Genomic DNA, 15672 nt, shown 5'->3' with positions numbered 1-15672 from the left:
ATTAGGAGAAATTATGCAGATTTTACATTCAGCAGAACCGGAATCTCGAAGCAATCGCGTCCTAGTAATACTGCTCACACTGCTGTTTATTGTTGCCCCTTTTTACTATCAAGATAACCTTGGTGGAGAGGGGTTAAGTCTACCATTTAATACTGTTGTTTGGCTGCCGGTTCTTGCCATTATTGCTATAGCAATCTTTAAGGTTACCCAGGAGAGAACCTGGTTTAAGCCCAATTTTGTTTGGCTGATTTTTCTCTTTCCTTTGGGTCTTTGGCTGTCTGGATTTATCTCTGGTATGGATCGACCTGGTGAGTGGCTTATTCGCTTAGGAGTCGTCTGGGGTGGTGTGCTCTTCTGGATTGCTGTTATGCAGTTTCGTTTGCGGGCCGAAGAGCTACAACAACTGCTCTATCTGCTATTAGCCTCGCTTCTTCTACACGCTTTGGTTGGGCTCTTTCAGTTAACCGGTAATCCACTGATGCGGGGTTGGATTCCTGTATCAGCGGATCAGCGGCTATTGGGTATGTTTCAACAGCCAAACCTCCAGGCCTCCTTAATGGCAACAGCTATTGCTCTATCGCTCTGGCTAGGGCTCTCTAAGTCGTTCGCTACACAGCGCTGGCCAATGCTGGCGGTGGTCTTTCTCTCTCTATTCTTGGGTGGGTTAGAGGTTGCCGCTTCGGGGTCGCGTGTAGGCCTGCTGGGTGCTTTGTTAGCAACCCTGTTGATACTCATCGGTCGCGTTAAAATGCTTGCAGTCTCACCTATGCGAGCCATCACCCTTGCATTAGTTTTGGTCTCGGGAGTGGTCACTGGCTATCAAGTGAATGATGGAGCCTTGCAGGCTTACAACAAAATCGAACGCATGGCGGAAGAGGGCAAGGATGCTCGCCCGCACATCTACCGTATCGCTTGGGATCTATTCCAACGTGCACCTTGGGTTGGGCATGGGATAGGTTCATTCCAGCGCGAGTTTCAAAATGAGCGTGTCACCTATTATGAAGGGCGTGATGCCTCAGCGATTGATGGCGCGCCTCGTTTTTCGCACCCGCATAACGAGCTGCTGTTTTGGCTAGATGAAGGGGGCATCCTTTCTGTTCTTGCTATTGGACTGGCGGTGGTAGCTGTGATTAGTCAATTAGTTCGGCTGGGTTGGCGCGAGGGTTTAGCTGGAGCTGCTCTTTTATTACCCATAACGCTGCATACTCAGGTTGAGCTGCCGTTCTATATCTCTACCTACCACTGGCTCATCTTGTTGATTCTGCTGGTGCCAATTTTTCAGCAAGGTCTGCAACTGAAGTCTTTGAACCTATCCTGGGGTGCGCGTTCGTTATTGTGCTGGACTCCTCTGGCAGTGGTTCCGCTATTGGTTGGCTTTTTAGTCCATTCGCTACTCTCACAGACCGGAGTCATGAACTATGTGAAGAGTCGAGGTACGCAACTTCATCACCTAAGCTACGCTCTAAACAATCTCTATTTTAAAGAGCTTGCTGAGTATTTTGTGATGCGAGGTGCGCTCTACTCTGGCATAGAGGCGGATAATCGACAGCGTGCAGTGGAATTCATTGATTGGGCCGTTCCTTATCTGAAACAGGTTCCCGATATACAGCTCTATCGCGATCTAGCAATCGCCTATCAGCAGGTTGATGAACCGCAAAAAGCTTTGGAAATAATTACAGAGGGGAGTGCTATCTACCCTAAAGAGATGAATTTGGCTGATGCAAAACAGCGAATTGAAAAGGGTGAGCTGCTCACCACTGCCAGCGTCGCGCAGTTTGATCTAACTGCTGACAACGCTGCTGAAAATGAGCGCTAAGGTGCAAAAGGGTGAGAGATAAATAGCGTTAAAGCGTAGGCGAATTTCTATCTCTAGCTGTTTCGATTAGTTCATCTCCAACACTGGGTGCTTTCATCTTTATACGCTCATGTAGGGCACTTTTTGCCAGCATGTGCGCTGTTATTGGTGCGCTGATAAAGAGGAAGATAGTGATTAGAAGTTCATGAACGCTCAGTTTTCCGAGGCCAAACGCAGTGAATAGCATCGAGGCTATCAAAAGCAGACCCATGCCAAGTGTTGTCGCCTTAGTCGGTGCATGCAGGCGGGTGTAGAAATCTGGAAGTTTAACTAAGCCGATTGAGCCCACAAGTACCAGTGTGGCGCCACCGATGATGAGTAATGCAAGAGTCGCTTCCATTGGCGTGCTTAAACTGATCATTCGATGATATCTCCACGCAGTAGGTATTTAGTTAGCGCTGCAGTGCTCACAAAACCAAGCATTGCTATCAGGAGGGCAGCTTCAAAGTTGATCGTGCTCATTTGATAGATACCGTACACAAGCAACAGTGCGATGCTATTGATGTATAGCGTATCGAGCGCAAGGATTCGATCAGGTAGCGAAGGGCCGCGGACAATTCGGAAGAGGTTAAGTATCAATGAGATGCTGACCATCACCATCGCTACCGTAAGTGCTGTCTCTAACATCCAAAAATATCCTTGAGCGGTGTTTCATAACGCGCTTTGATCTCTGCCACGACCGAGTCAGGTGTGTCCATATCTAAGGTGTGAATATAGAGCCACTTACCATCCTTGCTGAGCTCGGCACTCAGGGTACCTGGTGTCAGTGAGATGGTAGCAGCAAGTAGTGTGACAGGCAGGTTTCCTTCAATCTCTAGCGGATAGGCCAGCAGGCCAGGGCGAAGAGCGCTGTTGCGGCCGATCACTAATTTGGCCACTTTAAGATTGGCTACTACGATGTCCCAAAGAAGCACCAAAATGTATTTCACAAGCGCCATCGGTTTTACGATTTTGCGCTGCTTAGACATCATCGGTTCAATCAGCTTTGGAATGCCAAGTGCCAGCACTGCAGCTAGTAGTATGTGTCCAGGTGCCAGCGTGTCATTCAGTAGTAACCAACTTATGAATAGCACCAGCGTATGGATCGGCATTGGTATCACTTTTTTCATGGCTACTCTCCAGCTCTCATCAGTTGTGATGGGTCGGCCTCAAAGTCGGCAAGTTGGGCCGCTGTAGCTGTTGTGTACTCGGTGATTGGGCCCGCAAAAACAGACATAAATAGTGCAGCCAATACTAACATCCAGACTGCCGTGAATTGTCGAGCAACAATAGGTGATTGATCAACTGGATCCCCGGTCGCTTTCCAGAATAGAGTCGAACCTGAGCGCGAAAATGCGATGAGTGCAGCTAGACTACCTATTAGAAGAAGTGGCCATGCAAGTGCTATCTCTGAAGCGTTAGTGATGGATTGCATGACCATCAGCTTACCTATGAACCCTGAGAGTGGTGGCATACCAATCAGCGTAATGGCACTGAGTGTAAATAGAATTCCAATCGGTACAGCATTCGCTAAACGGCGCCCAGGTACGATTCGATCGAGGGAACGTTCTCGCTCTAACGAGATGAGGTCACCAATTAAGAAGAGAGCAGCGGCTGCGAAGGTTGAGTGCACCGCATAATAAAGGGCTGCAGCCGTCGATGCTTGGGTGTTAACGCTAATCGCCACCATCAGTGTACCTACTGAGAGAATCACTAGGTGTGACGCGAGGCGTTTGACGCTAGGACTAGAGATGATGCCTAGCGTAGCTATGGCAAGTGTCAGCAGGGAAAGTCCCCACATCCAGTCGATACCCAGATTAGCCAACACCCCAGCGTTAGCGCCGAAGACAAGATCATGAACACGCATTATTGAGTAAATACCAACCTTGGTCATGATCGCAAAGAGTGCAACGACCGAAGCGGGAGCGGAGCTGTAAGTTCTTGGAAGCCAAAATTGCAGGGGAAGAATTGCTGCTTTTAACCCAAATACCGCAAACAGCATTAAACCGCCAACCTCTGCAAGCAGCGCTCCATCACTGTTTAAGTTTCGAACTGCAATAGCAAGATCTGGAATGTTTAGCGTACCTAGGGTGCCGTAGATAATACCTAGGGCAAACAAGAAGATTGCAGAGCCAACCAAGTTGAGTAGGACGTAGTGAACCGCAGCGCCTGTTTTATGTTTGCCACCACCATGGATCAAAAGAGAGTAGGAGGCGATCAGCAGAATCTCGAAGAAGACAAACAGGTTAAAAATGTCTGCGGTTAGAAACGCACCGTTTATCCCCATGATCTGGAACATCATCAACGGATAGTAGAAACGCCCCTGTTTATCCTCACCAGCAGAGCCATAAAGTAGAGCTGCAAGCAGAAGAATAGAGGTGGTTAACAACATTAAGGTTGAAAGGCGGTCGCCGAGAAGTTGAATACCGAATGGAGCCTGCCAATCCCCCAGTGCATAGACGGTTACTGCCCCTGTTGCTGCTTGCCCTAGAAGAATCGCCGATATGAGTACAAGGGCTGCAGTTGCAGCTAGAGTAAGTGAGCGCTGTCGAGCGATGTCACGATCAAATAGGGGTAGCAGTGAAATAGCTGCGACAAACAACGGCAATACGATCGGGAGGATGATGAGGTGGTTCATCGCTTACCCTCCTCTGAGTCGAGATTAGGCAATTTGCCATCGACGTGGTCGTTGCCTAAATCAGCTCGTGCACGCATAGCAAGAATGACGGCAAATGCAGTCATCGCAAAACCTATTACGATTGCAGTTAACACGAGTGCCTGCGGAACAGGATCGGGAGTTGCGAGTCCTGATTCAAGAACGGCTGCGCCATCCATTACAAGTCGGCCCGCAGAGAATATGAATAGGTTTACTGCATAGGAGAGAACCGTCAGTCCAAGTACGACAGGGAAGGTTCTGCCACGCAGAACGAGAAAAACACCAATAGCCGTTAATAAACCAATAATTAGGCTGAGTAACATCTCCATTATGAGACCTCCCCAGATGGACGCTCACTGGTGGTGAGCTGTCCTAAGTTCGCCAAAATCAACATGCTTGAACCGACAACAGTGAGATATACCCCAAGATCAAAGAGCATTGCGCTAGCTAGCTCAAAATCGCCAATCAACGGGAGGTGGAAATGGTCAAACCAAGAGGTTAGGAATGGGCGATCAAAGAGCCAGCTACCAGCGCCAGTTAAACCTGCAATTATAAGACCAATCGAGATTAGCCATTGGTAATCTAGTTTAAGTCGGCTCTTCATGAAGTCGACGCCATTAGCAATGTATTGCAGGATAATCGCTACCGCAGTGATAAGGCCGGCTATAAATCCACCACCCGGGAGGTTATGCCCCCTTAGGAATATATAGACCGAGACCATGAGTGCCAAAGGCAAGAGAGCCTGTGAAACTGTTGCTAGCATCATCGGGTGGCGGTCTTCAGCCCAAGGGATGCCCTGATCGTTGGTGGTCGACATGAATAGGCGCATACGAGCAATCAATTTGTAGATACCTAAGCCGGCAATGCCGAGAACGGTGATTTCACCAAAGGTATCGAAGCCTCGGAAGTCTACAAGGATGACGTTGACGATGTTGTTGCCGCCCCCGCCAATCTTCGAGTTGGCGACGAAATAGGAGGCGATCGAGTCGTGTGGATGGGTCATCATCGCATAGCTAATCGAGGCGATAACCCCACCGATAAGTGTCGCAAGGCCCAAATCCCTGGCAACAGAGGATGGGCTGGCTGCTTTAGGTGTCTTCTGCGGTAGGAAGAAGAGTGCCAACATCAGCAAGATGATAGTCACAACCTCTACACTCAGCTGGGTTAGAGCCAGGTCTGGCGCTGAGAATCGAGCGAATATCAGTGAGACGATAAGGCCAACAATTGAAACAGCTACTAGAGCCACCATACGTTTGCGATGCCAAATTAAGGTAACCAGGGCGCCAATTACAAGAATAACTGTTGCAACAATACTCACACCATCAACCGGAATAAGTGCACGCTTACCCTCAATATTGACCAAGTTAGACATAGGGATTGTGATGATCAGTGCGACACTCATGAGGAATAGCCAGGTGTAACGCTGCAGCGAGCCGTTCTCTAGTTTTCCGTAGATGTTATTGGCGAAAGTGACGCTAGATTGAACAATATTCTCGAAAATCTCTTTTGCATCTTTCTCAGGAAACTGAGCTTGGAAAGCGAATAGCTCCTTACGAGATGCGTAGACGATTATGCCCCCAATAAGTGCTACAAAACTCATTAGAAGTGGGAAGTTGAAACCGTGCCACAAAGCCAAGCTGTATTCAGGGGTCGCCGTTTGTAAAAGTGACGAAGCTGCGCTGTCGAGTAGGTCAGCGACAATCCAAGCTGGCGCTATGCCTACTAGAAAACAGAGAGCCACCAATATTTCGACCGGAAGCTTCATATAACGAGGCGGTTCGTGTGGTGTTTTTGGCAGGTTGATCGGCTCACCATTGAAGAAAACGTCGTGAATAAATCGCAGTGAATAGGCTACCGAGAAGACACCCGCTACTGTGGCAAGGACAGGTACCATCCAAGAGAGTGCACCGAGTGAACCAAGGTGCAGGGTCTCAGAGAAGAACATCTCTTTGGATAAGAAGCCGTTCAAAAGTGGAACCCCAGCCATCGCAAGGGCAGCGACCATCGCAAGTGCTGCAGTGTGCGGCATGTACTTCCATAGGCCGTTGAGTTTGCGCATATCACGCGAACCAGTCTCATGGTCAATAATCCCTGCCGCCATAAACAGTGATGCCTTAAAAGTGGCGTGATTGATGATGTGGAAGGTTGCAGCAACTGCAGCCAGTTTTGAGTTTAAGCCCAATAAAAGTGTGATCAGACCTAAGTGGCTGATCGTTGAGTAGGCCAGCAGGCCCTTCAGATCGTGTTTGAAGAGGGCGGTGTATGCTCCGACTAACAGCGTGGTTAACCCTGTAAGCGTCACAATTAAGAACCACATTTCGGTTCCAGATAGCGCCGGATATAGACGCGCCATAAGGAATATGCCCGCCTTAACCATCGTGGCTGAGTGCAGATATGCGCTGACTGGCGTAGGGGCTGCCATCGCGTGCGGTAACCAGAAGTGGAACGGGAATTGCGCTGATTTGGTAAAGGCGCCAAGCAGTACTAGTACCAAGATGTATGGGTAACTTTCAGAGGCGCGAATAAGATCGCCTTGCGCCAATACATCACTCAGATTGTAGCTTCCAACCACCTGGCCAATAAGGAGAATTCCGGCAAACAGAGCAAGCCCACCAAAGCCGGTAATTGTCAGCGCCATACGCGCTCCACGCCGTGCATCTGATCGATGGTTCCAGTAGCTGATCAATAGGAACGAGCTAATACTGGTTAGCTCCCAAAAGAGCCAGAGCTGGATGAGGTTTTCAGATAGAACAATGCCTAGCATTGCTGTCATAAAGAGAATCAACTTCGCATAGAAACGTCCCGCGCAGTCCTCTTTAGAGAGGTAGTAACGGGCATAGAGGATAACCAGTAGGCCAATACAGAGAATGAGCAGTGTAAAAAGGAGTGCTAAACCATCAATACGAAAAGCAAGATCCAGGCCGATTGTTGGCGCCCAAGCAAAGCTTTCGATAAAACTCTCGCCTTGGAGAACGGCAGTGGCGTAGCTGATGACGATTCCGAGTGCGATAGCTGGAAGTAGTGCTGTGGCTGCTGCGAGCGCTGTGCGGGAGTGATTACGCAATAATAAAGGTACAAGCGCCCCGATAAGTGTCAGCAGTGGAATCCAAAATAGTTGTGGCACCTAAGCCCCCATATCAATTGTTGGTCATGGAGACCTTCCTTGGTCACTCGCTTATAGACTATGTGGTCGTAAGCTCTGTTTTTCAAGGAGTTTTGTTGAATTAGTGCGCCACAGTTCAGCATATGAAATGTTCAGAACGGGATGTTTTTGATCTGGCAGAAGTTCAGAAAGTGGAAGTAATACATGCGCATAATCGGTGAGGTCGACTCTAGGTAGTTCAACACCGGCAAAATTACCTACCTTCCTTTCATAGCAGAGTAGGTCAAGGTCCAGCATGCAGAATTTGCCGATGCGCCGCCCGCATAGTGTCTCTATCTCTTTAAGCACATCGAGTAGCGCTTCCACGCCTAGGTCGGTTTTAGCTTTGATCACTAGGTTGATGTAGTCTGGCTCGCTTGGATCAAGTGCTGTGCTGAGATAGGTTGGTGATAGATCTATCTTGTCGCAATGCCTGTTTAGTAGCTCGAGAGCCCTGGGGATATTCTTAAGGGGCTCTTCGTTACTGCCGATTCCGAGGATAACGTAGGGCATTAGAAGCAAATTCCACGTGCAATCTTGACGCCTACAAGCTGTGCTTCCGGTACAGCAATCGGTTTGCCAATAGAGAGGCGCAAGCCTGAAATGTTGAACTCACGAATAAGGTATTCAGCCAGATTCTCTGCAAGCGTCTCCAAAAGTTCAGCCTCTGCAGCAACACAGAATTGAATCACCGCTTCGCTGACTGCTGCGTAATTTATCGATGAGTCCAAGTCGTTATTGAGTGCTGCTGGCTTAATGTCCGTAGCCATCTCAATATCTACAACCATAGGTTGTTTCTTGATGCGCTCTTGCGGATAGATGCCGATAATCGCATCGAAACGAAGGCCCTGAATGAAAATCGTATCCATTAGCTCTTCTCTCCAAGTGCGTTCAATTGTTCCATTGGCCAGCGGGGCTGTGCGGTGATTGTGAGTGATGCTCTTTCGCCTGCCATTAAGCGCTGGCAGCCAGCGTAGGCAATCATCGCGCCATTATCGGTACAGAAAGCGGGTCTTGCATAGAAGAGTGTGGAGCGCTCTTTTTTTGCGATCTCATCCAGTCGAATTCGAAGTTTTTTATTGGCACTGACACCACCAGCTATGACTAGATGTTTCATGCCTGTGTGCTGGAGGGCGCGTCTGCATTTAATAGCTAGGGTCTCAACCACCGCATCTTCAAATGCTGCGGCTATGTTGGCTGCATCCTGCTCAGCAAGTTCACCATTATTGGCTTTGCGAGCAGCTTCCACTGTATTGAGCGTGAATGTTTTAAGACCTGAGAAGCTGAAGTCCAGTCCAGGACGATCGGTCATTGGACGGGGGAAGGTGTAAGCGGAGCTGTAACCCTTTTCGGCTAGCTTGGCAATGAGTGGGCCGCCTGGGTAGTCGAGTCCCATCATTTTGGCCGCCTTATCAAAGGCCTCACCGGCAGCATCATCAAGAGATTCACCCAGTAATTGGTATTCGCCTATGCCGTCTACGCGAACTAATTGGGTATGCCCGCCTGATACCAGTAGTGCTACAAATGGGAAGCTTGGCGGATTCTCCTCAAGCATAGGGGCGAGGAGGTGGCCCTCCATGTGGTGTACACCGACAGCTGGGATATTAAGTGCCAGTGCCAAAGCGCGGCCCGTTGAGGCGCCAACCATCAGTGCACCGATAAGGCCTGGGCCTGCGGTATAAGCGATGGCTTCAACATCACTCAGTGTTTTACCTGCTTGGTTACACACCTCACGAATGAGCGGTACTAGTTTGCGAACATGATCTCTTGAGGCAAGTTCTGGGACAACGCCGCCATACTCGGCATGCATTTTAACCTGGCTATAAAGCGCATCACCAAGTAAGCCCTGCTCGTTGTCATAGAGCGCAACGCCGGTTTCGTCACAAGAGGTTTCGATACCAAGTACTAACATGCCATTCCTAATCATATGGGTGTCTATTTATAGGTGCCTATTATTCAGAAAATAGAGCCATTAGGAAACTCAATCTCGCTCTTTACATAGATGGGGTGGATCTGTATTATTTGGCGCCCTCGGAAAATTTATCCCGAGGTTTTTATTAATTAACTGGAAAGGGTAATACCAACTTATGCCAGCCGTAAAAGTAAAAGACAACGAGCCATTTGACGTTGCACTTCGTCGTTTCAAACGCTCATGCGAAAAAGCAGGTATCCTTGCTGAAGTTCGTAAACGTGAAGCATACGAGAAGCCAACAACTGCTCGTAAGCGTGCTGCAGCAGCTGCTGTTAAGCGTCACGCTAAAAAGCTACAGCGTGAAAACGCTCGTCGCGTTCGCCTCTACTAAGTAGAAGCCCAGAAAGAATCCTTGTGGTTGAGTCCTAACGCCACAGTGCTAGAGTGAGAAGCTAATGTCTGCCTTAAAAGATCAGATCTCTGAGCAGATGAAAGTTGCAATGCGCGCCAAAGATAAGGAGCGCCTTGGAACAATCCGATTGATGCTTGCTGCATTAAAGCAAGTCGAAGTTGATGAGCGAATCGAACTTGATGATGCACGTGTGCTAGCGGTGCTAGACAAGATGGTCAAGCAGCGCAAGGACTCGATTACCCAGTATCAAACGGCTGAGCGTTTTGATCTGGTTGAAAAGGAGCAGCAAGAGATGGAGGTGATTAAAACTTTCTTGCCGCAACCTCTCAGTGATGTTGAGATCGAACAAATTATTGACGCAGCTCTCGCAGCAACCGATGCTACAGGCATGGCAGCGATGGGCGCAGTCATGGCGCAAATAAAACCGCAGCTTCAAGGCCGCGCAGATATGAGCGCTGTTTCACAAAAGGTCAAAGCGAAACTCTGATAGAGTTCTTCGCTGGAGAGTACAGCGAAGTTGAAGATGTCAGGTCGTATTCCGCAGCACTTTATTGATGACCTCTTGGCGCGTGTAAACATCGTCGATGTTGTTGATTCGCGTATAAAACTCAAGCGAGCAGGTAAAAACTACTCCGCTCTCTGTCCTTTCCACAAAGAAAAATCTCCCTCTTTCTCTGTAAGTGCTGACAAGCAGTTCTACTACTGTTTTGGCTGTGGTGCTGGTGGTAATGCGCTCGGTTTCGTTATGGAGTTTGAACGTCTTAGCTTTCCAGAGGCTGTCGAAGAACTCGCCAAGACAGTTGGACTTGAAGTGCCTCATGAGCATGATCGTGAGCGAGATGTCGCAAAAGAGAAGCAGGTCAAAAAGCAGTTTGATCTGTTGGAAGAGGCGAATCAGTTCTACCAGAAGCAGCTGCGTTCTCATTCTGAGCGTGAAAAGGCTGTAGCCTATTTGAAAAAGCGTGGAGTCTCCGGGCAAATAGCCGCGCGTTTTCAACTGGGTTACGCACCTCCGGGCTGGGATAATCTTCAGCAACACATCGCCAAAGAGCAAGCAGATGCAGATGCACTGTTGCTCGCTTCGGGCATGATGGTTGAAAACGAGGAGCGTGGTCGCCGTTATGACCGCTTCCGCGATCGCATTATGTTCCCAATCCGCGATATGCGTGGACGAACCATTGGTTTTGGTGCTCGTGTTCTTACAAATGAGAAGCCGAAGTATCTCAACTCTCCCGAGACCGATACCTTCCACAAAGGTCGTGAACTCTATGGTCTTTACGAAGCTCGCCAAAATACGGGTACTCTAGAGAAGCTCCTTATTGTCGAGGGTTACATGGATGTGGTGAGCCTTGCGCAGCATGGTTTGACCTGGTCTGTAGCAACTCTTGGTACTGCCACAACGGACGCACACCTCGAACGCATCTTTAAGTTGGTAAATGAGGTGGTGTTCTGCTTCGATGGTGATGCAGCAGGTCGACAGGCAGCAAAACGAGCGCTGCATACCTGTGTGCCTGTGTTGCGCGATGGCCTAATGGCCCGTTTTCTGTTTCTGCCTGATGGCGAAGATCCCGATACCCTGGTTCGAAGTGAAGGGGTAGAAGCATTCAGTCAGCGAGTAAATGAGTCGCTACCCTTCTCAGAATATTTCTTCAAAGCATTGAGTGAAGATATCGATCTCACCTCTATGGATGGGCGAGCACGCTTCTCAACAGAGGCGCTGCCGTTGATAAGAACGATGCAGGTATCTGTTCTACAGCAGATGATGATGGATCGCGTTGCTGAGATGACAGGCCTGTCTATTGATCAGTTGGACACGATCGCCAATCTGCACGCAAAAGTTGAACCGCCTGTGCAGTTTGAAGCTGAATCTGTCGCGCCTGCACCGCAGCGTGGTTATTTTGAATCTAAGCCGCGTCGCCAAGAGCAGCGCTTTGAGCCTGTCGAGCAGGTACGAAGCGGGACACGTATTAATCTTGTAAATAGCGCTATTTCAATCTTGATGCATCGCCCAGATTTGGCTGCGCAGGCAGTTAAGCCTGAAGAGTTAGACGGTGTGCTACTTGAGAATATCGGGCTGTTGAAAGCTCTTTTGCACTACTTTCAAAACACCCCGGATGCGAGTTTGGGAACCCTAGCTTTAGATTGGCAGCATGATCCTGAATTAATGCCTAACCTATTGGTATTGAATGAAATTTCGCAGCTAGATCCAGTGCTTAGTAACGTCGATGCACAGGTGCTATTGAATGATGCTCTGCAGCGTTTAGTTGCTCGTAAAACTGAGAAGCAGTTGCGTGATTTAACTCAGCTATCAAGGGAACGTCCACTCACATCTGAAGAGAAAGTGCTGCTGGCAACCCTGCTGGCGCAGCGTAACAACTCACAATAGATCTAAGTGTAAATTTATCACTACAGGTTATAGGTGTTTTGAACGCATCTTACTGGCAGATCTTGAACTTTTTAGCTATACTTCGGCGCTTGCAATTTTTGCGCGTCCAACGTGGATAGACACAGGATTTTAAATGTCTGACAACACAGCACAACAGCAATCTCGCCTCAAAGAGTTGATCGCGAAGGGTAAGGAGCAAGGCTACCTTACGTACGCTGAAGTAAATGACCATCTTCCAGAAGATATCGCAGATCCAGATCAGGTCGAAGACATCATTCGCATGATCAACGATATGGGTATCTCTGTGTCGGAGGAAGCTCCAGACGCAGAAACTCTGTTGATGACCGATGGTGACTCAAGTGAAGAAGCTGACGAAGAAGCTGTAGCAGCTCTTGCGGCGGTTGAGTCTGATGCCGGTCGTACAACTGATCCAGTGCGTATGTACATGCGTGAGATGGGTACGGTTGAACTTCTGACTCGTGAAGGCGAAATTGAGATCGCTAAGCGAATCGAAGAGGGTATCCGTGGTGTCATGACTGCACTTGCGCAGTTCCCAGGAAGTGTTGACGCTATTCTAGCGGCATACCATGCAACTGTTGAAGAAGAGGGGCGTCTAAGCGATCTATTCAGCGGTTACATCGATCCTGATTCTGAAATCGCTCAAAATAATGACAGCGATGAGCTTGATGAAGAGCCGGAAGATGATGCTTCTGACTCTGACGATGATGACGATGAAGATGGTGACTCTTCAGACTCTGATGATGAGAAAGATCGTGGTCCAGATCCAGAAGAGGCTAAAGAGCGTTTCGGTGCTATCGAAGCGGCACTAGTTGCACTTCAAAAGGCAGAGAAGAAAGGTCGTAACTCATCTCAGTTTGCTGCGGCGCTTGAAGAGCTGGCATTGGTGTTCTCTCCAGTGAAACTTTCACCACGTTTCTACGAAATGTTGGTAAGCCGAGTACGTGATTTCATCGATCGCATTCGTACCCAAGAGCGAAACATCATGCGCATCTCGACTCAGAAAGGTCGCATGCCTCGCCAAGAGTTTATTAAGCTATTCCCAGGTAACGAAACCAACACTGAGTGGTTTGACGAGATTGTCGCTTCAGGTAAGCCATACTCAGAGTCAATGCAAGCTCAGCTTGGTGACCTGAAACGTGCTCAACGTCGTCTTCTTCAGATCGAGCAAGATGTCGGTATCTCCCTCGTTGAAATCAAAGAGGTTAACCGTCAGCTATCGATTGGTGAAGCGCGTTCACGTCGTGCTAAGAAAGAGATGGTTGAGGCGAACCTTCGTCTTGTTATCTCTATCGCTAAGAAATACACCAACCGTGGTTTGCAGTTCCTAGATCTTATTCAGGAAGGCAACATCGGTCTGATGAAAGCGGTTGATAAGTTCGAGTACCGTCGTGGTTACAAGTTCTCAACTTATGCTACTTGGTGGATTCGTCAGGCGATCACTCGTTCAATTGCTGACCAGGCGCGTACGATCCGTATCCCTGTTCACATGATCGAAACTATCAACAAGCTTAACCGTATCTCACGTCAGATGCTTCAGGAGATGGGTCGTGAACCGACTCCAGAAGAGTTGGCAGAGCGTATGGAGATGCCTGAAGATAAGATCCGTAAAGTACTTAAGATCGCTAAAGAGCCAATCTCAATGGAGACACCAATCGGTGACGACGAAGATTCGAGCCTTGGTGATTTTATCGAAGATACCACTATGGAATCTCCGATCGACTCTGCAACTGGCGAAGGTCTGCGTGAAGCAACCCGTTCTGTGCTTGCAGGTCTAACCGCTCGTGAAGCGAAAGTGCTGCGTATGCGTTTCGGTATCGACATGAACACTGACCACACCCTAGAGGAAGTGGGCAAACAGTTCGACGTTACCCGTGAGCGTATCCGTCAGATCGAAGCGAAAGCACTTCGTAAGCTTCGCCACCCAAGCCGTTCAGACCATCTACGCGGCTTCATCGACGAGTAAATCTCTGATTTATAAGTTATTGCGCCCCTAATGCTAGATCAGTATTATGGGCGCGCTTCTTGTGTGGGCCCTTAGCTCAGTTGGTTAGAGCATCCGACTCATAATCGGCAGGTCCTGGGTTCAAGTCCCGGAGGGCCCACCACCTTCACTACAAAAGTTAAAATTTTCAATCCGAAAATAGTGCTGCCGATTATGAGTCGGCTGGCCGACTCGCTCTTTATTGTAAGGGGCAGGTCCTGGGTTCAAGTCCCGGAGGGCCCACCACCTTCACAGTGAAATTCGAATCTTTGGATGCAATGCATCCGCCTCACTCTTTATAGTTTGGCAGGTCGCCAGTTCAAGTCTGGCAGGGCCCACCATCCTTCAGCACAAGATTCAAAATTTTCACTTCGAAATTAGTACTGCCGATTATGAGTCGGCTGGCCGACTCGCTCTTAATGAATCATGGGCAGGTCCTGGGTTCAAGTCCCGGAGGGCCCACCACCTTCACTGCGTAATTTGAATCTTTGGATGCATAGCATCTGCCTCACTCTGATTTAACTGAGACGTCCAGTGTGTATCCCAATAGTCCTAATTGGTGGGCGTTTGATACGGCAGATACTTTGTTACGGGCGTTGAGTTTATAGCAGGCGTTCTTAATGTACTTGCGTATGGTCTCCACCTGTAAATTTAATTCATCAGCGGTCTCTTCAGCGGTATGGCCTTTGGATGCCCAGTAGAGACAATCGAGTTCCCTTTTGGTCAGTGGTTTTTTGATTTTATCTTTGGCTATTTCGCGCCAGTGCAGTTTCTCGATACTGACTTCAGCGAGGTCCGTTACCAACTTTACCAGCGTCGCACTTTGCTCTGCGGTAGGAGGTGTGTCATCGCTATCCTCAGCGTAACGAAAAAGTCCGAGTGACCAGAACTCACTTCGAACAGAGAAGTGGGGTACTGAAAAAAGCTGCTCTACACCGCTATGTTTGATCTTTCTAAGCCAACGATCCCCAGCGGGAGAACGATATTCATACCCTTTGCTTAACATCTGATTGAGGGAGAACATCTTAGGACTGATTCGGTTGACCATCTGTTTACGAAAGACGTCAAATGAGTGGCTCATGGGGGAGGGTGATAGAGTGGGTTTGAGATTGTGGTGTTGAAGCCAGCTATCAAATATCTCCTCTTTTAATCCTATCGAAATGGCCCTTCGAACGACACCTGGGTTTCTACTTGGTAACCAACCTACCGGTGTATAGGAGAAGAGTCCTGCAGAGAAACCAATTTCTTTAATGATTGGGTAAACCTGATTTATTAGATCCTCTTCAGTTTCAATTGTCTGTGAGTCTAACTGGAAAAAATCTGCCATA

The 15672-nt window shown here is 48.6% G+C and carries 15 protein-coding genes and 1 tRNA gene; 6 read left to right on the top strand and 10 right to left on the bottom strand.

What is annotated here, in order from left to right:
* Positions 1-13: 13 nt before the first annotated feature.
* A complete protein-coding gene (locus tag HH196_RS06975) occupies positions 14-1816 on the top strand; it encodes a PglL family O-oligosaccharyltransferase (RefSeq protein ID WP_169451430.1) in 1803 nt (600 codons plus the stop codon).
* 28 nt (positions 1817-1844) lie between these two features.
* On the opposite strand, the gene HH196_RS06970 is transcribed toward HH196_RS06975, so the two are convergent.
* From HH196_RS06970 to tsaD, 9 genes are read right to left on the bottom strand one after another with little or no spacing between them, the layout of a single operon-like run.
* Positions 1845-2216, bottom strand: coding sequence for a Na+/H+ antiporter subunit G (locus HH196_RS06970; RefSeq protein ID WP_169451429.1), 372 nt, complete (start codon positions 2214-2216; stop codon positions 1845-1847).
* Entirely contained in the window at positions 2213-2482 is a 270-nt protein-coding gene (locus HH196_RS06965; RefSeq protein WP_169451428.1) for a K+/H+ antiporter subunit F, read from the bottom strand. Before HH196_RS06965 ends, HH196_RS06970 begins: the two co-directional genes overlap by 4 nt.
* The gene (locus HH196_RS06960; RefSeq protein WP_169451427.1) at positions 2476-2964 is read right to left on the bottom strand and encodes a Na+/H+ antiporter subunit E; all 489 of its coding nucleotides are present in this window, start codon (positions 2962-2964) and stop codon (positions 2476-2478) included. Before HH196_RS06960 ends, HH196_RS06965 begins: the two co-directional genes overlap by 7 nt.
* Before the next feature lie 2 nt (positions 2965-2966).
* Entirely contained in the window at positions 2967-4472 is a 1506-nt protein-coding gene (locus HH196_RS06955) for a monovalent cation/H+ antiporter subunit D (protein ID WP_169451426.1), read from the bottom strand.
* Positions 4469-4819, bottom strand: a complete 351-nt coding sequence (locus tag HH196_RS06950) for a Na+/H+ antiporter subunit C (RefSeq protein WP_169451425.1) — start codon at positions 4817-4819, stop codon at positions 4469-4471. The genes HH196_RS06955 and HH196_RS06950 overlap by 4 nt, the downstream gene beginning before the upstream one ends.
* Complete coding sequence (locus tag HH196_RS06945) at positions 4819-7614, bottom strand: monovalent cation/H+ antiporter subunit A (protein ID WP_169451424.1); 2796 nt, start codon at positions 7612-7614, stop codon at positions 4819-4821. Before HH196_RS06945 ends, HH196_RS06950 begins: the two co-directional genes overlap by 1 nt.
* A gap of 51 nt (positions 7615-7665) precedes the next feature.
* Positions 7666-8145, bottom strand: a complete 480-nt coding sequence (folK, locus tag HH196_RS06940) for a 2-amino-4-hydroxy-6-hydroxymethyldihydropteridine diphosphokinase (RefSeq protein ID WP_169451423.1) — start codon at positions 8143-8145, stop codon at positions 7666-7668.
* Entirely contained in the window at positions 8145-8501 is a 357-nt protein-coding gene (gene folB / locus HH196_RS06935; RefSeq protein ID WP_169451422.1) for a dihydroneopterin aldolase, read from the bottom strand. The genes folK and folB overlap by 1 nt, the downstream gene beginning before the upstream one ends.
* Positions 8501-9544 carry a tRNA (adenosine(37)-N6)-threonylcarbamoyltransferase complex transferase subunit TsaD gene (tsaD, locus tag HH196_RS06930; protein ID WP_169451421.1) on the bottom strand — a complete coding sequence of 348 codons (1044 nt, stop codon included), beginning with the start codon at positions 9542-9544 and terminating at the stop codon, positions 8501-8503. The genes folB and tsaD overlap by 1 nt, the downstream gene beginning before the upstream one ends.
* Positions 9545-9719: 175 nt before the next feature.
* On the opposite strand from tsaD, the gene rpsU reads away from it, so the two are divergent.
* From rpsU to HH196_RS06905, 5 genes are all read left to right on the top strand, one after another.
* On the top strand, positions 9720-9935 hold the full coding sequence (gene rpsU / locus HH196_RS06925) for a 30S ribosomal protein S21 (protein ID WP_169451420.1): 216 nt from the start codon (positions 9720-9722) through the stop codon (positions 9933-9935).
* Between the two features lie 64 nt (positions 9936-9999).
* Complete coding sequence (locus tag HH196_RS06920; RefSeq protein ID WP_169451419.1) at positions 10000-10443, top strand: GatB/YqeY domain-containing protein; 444 nt, start codon at positions 10000-10002, stop codon at positions 10441-10443.
* A 36-nt stretch (positions 10444-10479) separates the two neighbouring features.
* The gene (gene dnaG / locus HH196_RS06915) at positions 10480-12342 is read left to right on the top strand and encodes a DNA primase (RefSeq protein WP_169451418.1); all 1863 of its coding nucleotides are present in this window, start codon (positions 10480-10482) and stop codon (positions 12340-12342) included.
* A 133-nt stretch (positions 12343-12475) separates the two neighbouring features.
* The gene (gene rpoD, locus HH196_RS06910; protein ID WP_169451417.1) at positions 12476-14326 is read left to right on the top strand and encodes an RNA polymerase sigma factor RpoD; all 1851 of its coding nucleotides are present in this window, start codon (positions 12476-12478) and stop codon (positions 14324-14326) included.
* A 65-nt stretch (positions 14327-14391) separates the two neighbouring features.
* A tRNA-Ile gene (locus HH196_RS06905) sits at positions 14392-14468 on the top strand.
* A 384-nt stretch (positions 14469-14852) separates the two neighbouring features.
* Here the strand turns inward: HH196_RS06905 and HH196_RS06900 are convergent.
* Complete coding sequence (locus tag HH196_RS06900) at positions 14853-15671, bottom strand: helix-turn-helix transcriptional regulator (protein ID WP_169451416.1); 819 nt, start codon at positions 15669-15671, stop codon at positions 14853-14855.
* Position 15672: the final 1 nt, after the last annotated feature.

Source organism: Marinobacterium sp. LSUCC0821, assembly GCF_012848475.1.
Classification (GTDB): Bacteria; Pseudomonadota; Gammaproteobacteria; order Pseudomonadales; family Balneatricaceae; genus Marinobacterium_E.
This window is presented reverse-complemented; position numbering and strand designations above follow the sequence as displayed.

Bases quoted from the DNA above. Each gene is read 5' to 3' on its own strand.
- HH196_RS06975 (WP_169451430.1), top strand. From the start codon at position 14: ATGCAGATTTTACATTCAGCAGAACCGGAATCTCGAAGCAATCGCGTC.
- HH196_RS06970 (WP_169451429.1), bottom strand. From the start codon at position 2,216: ATGATCAGTTTAAGCACGCCAATGGAAGCGACTCTTGCATTACTCATC.
- HH196_RS06965 (WP_169451428.1), bottom strand. From the start codon at position 2,482: ATGTTAGAGACAGCACTTACGGTAGCGATGGTGATGGTCAGCATCTCA.
- HH196_RS06960 (WP_169451427.1), bottom strand. From the start codon at position 2,964: ATGAAAAAAGTGATACCAATGCCGATCCATACGCTGGTGCTATTCATA.
- HH196_RS06955 (WP_169451426.1), bottom strand. From the start codon at position 4,472: ATGAACCACCTCATCATCCTCCCGATCGTATTGCCGTTGTTTGTCGCA.
- HH196_RS06950 (WP_169451425.1), bottom strand. From the start codon at position 4,819: ATGGAGATGTTACTCAGCCTAATTATTGGTTTATTAACGGCTATTGGT.
- folK (WP_169451423.1), bottom strand. From the start codon at position 8,145: ATGCCCTACGTTATCCTCGGAATCGGCAGTAACGAAGAGCCCCTTAAG.
- folB (WP_169451422.1), bottom strand. From the start codon at position 8,501: ATGGATACGATTTTCATTCAGGGCCTTCGTTTCGATGCGATTATCGGC.
- tsaD (WP_169451421.1), bottom strand. From the start codon at position 9,544: ATGTTAGTACTTGGTATCGAAACCTCTTGTGACGAAACCGGCGTTGCG.
- rpsU (WP_169451420.1), top strand. From the start codon at position 9,720: ATGCCAGCCGTAAAAGTAAAAGACAACGAGCCATTTGACGTTGCACTT.
- HH196_RS06920 (WP_169451419.1), top strand. From the start codon at position 10,000: ATGTCTGCCTTAAAAGATCAGATCTCTGAGCAGATGAAAGTTGCAATG.
- dnaG (WP_169451418.1), top strand. From the start codon at position 10,480: ATGTCAGGTCGTATTCCGCAGCACTTTATTGATGACCTCTTGGCGCGT.
- rpoD (WP_169451417.1), top strand. From the start codon at position 12,476: ATGTCTGACAACACAGCACAACAGCAATCTCGCCTCAAAGAGTTGATC.
- HH196_RS06900 (WP_169451416.1), bottom strand. From the start codon at position 15,671: ATGGCAGATTTTTTCCAGTTAGACTCACAGACAATTGAAACTGAAGAG.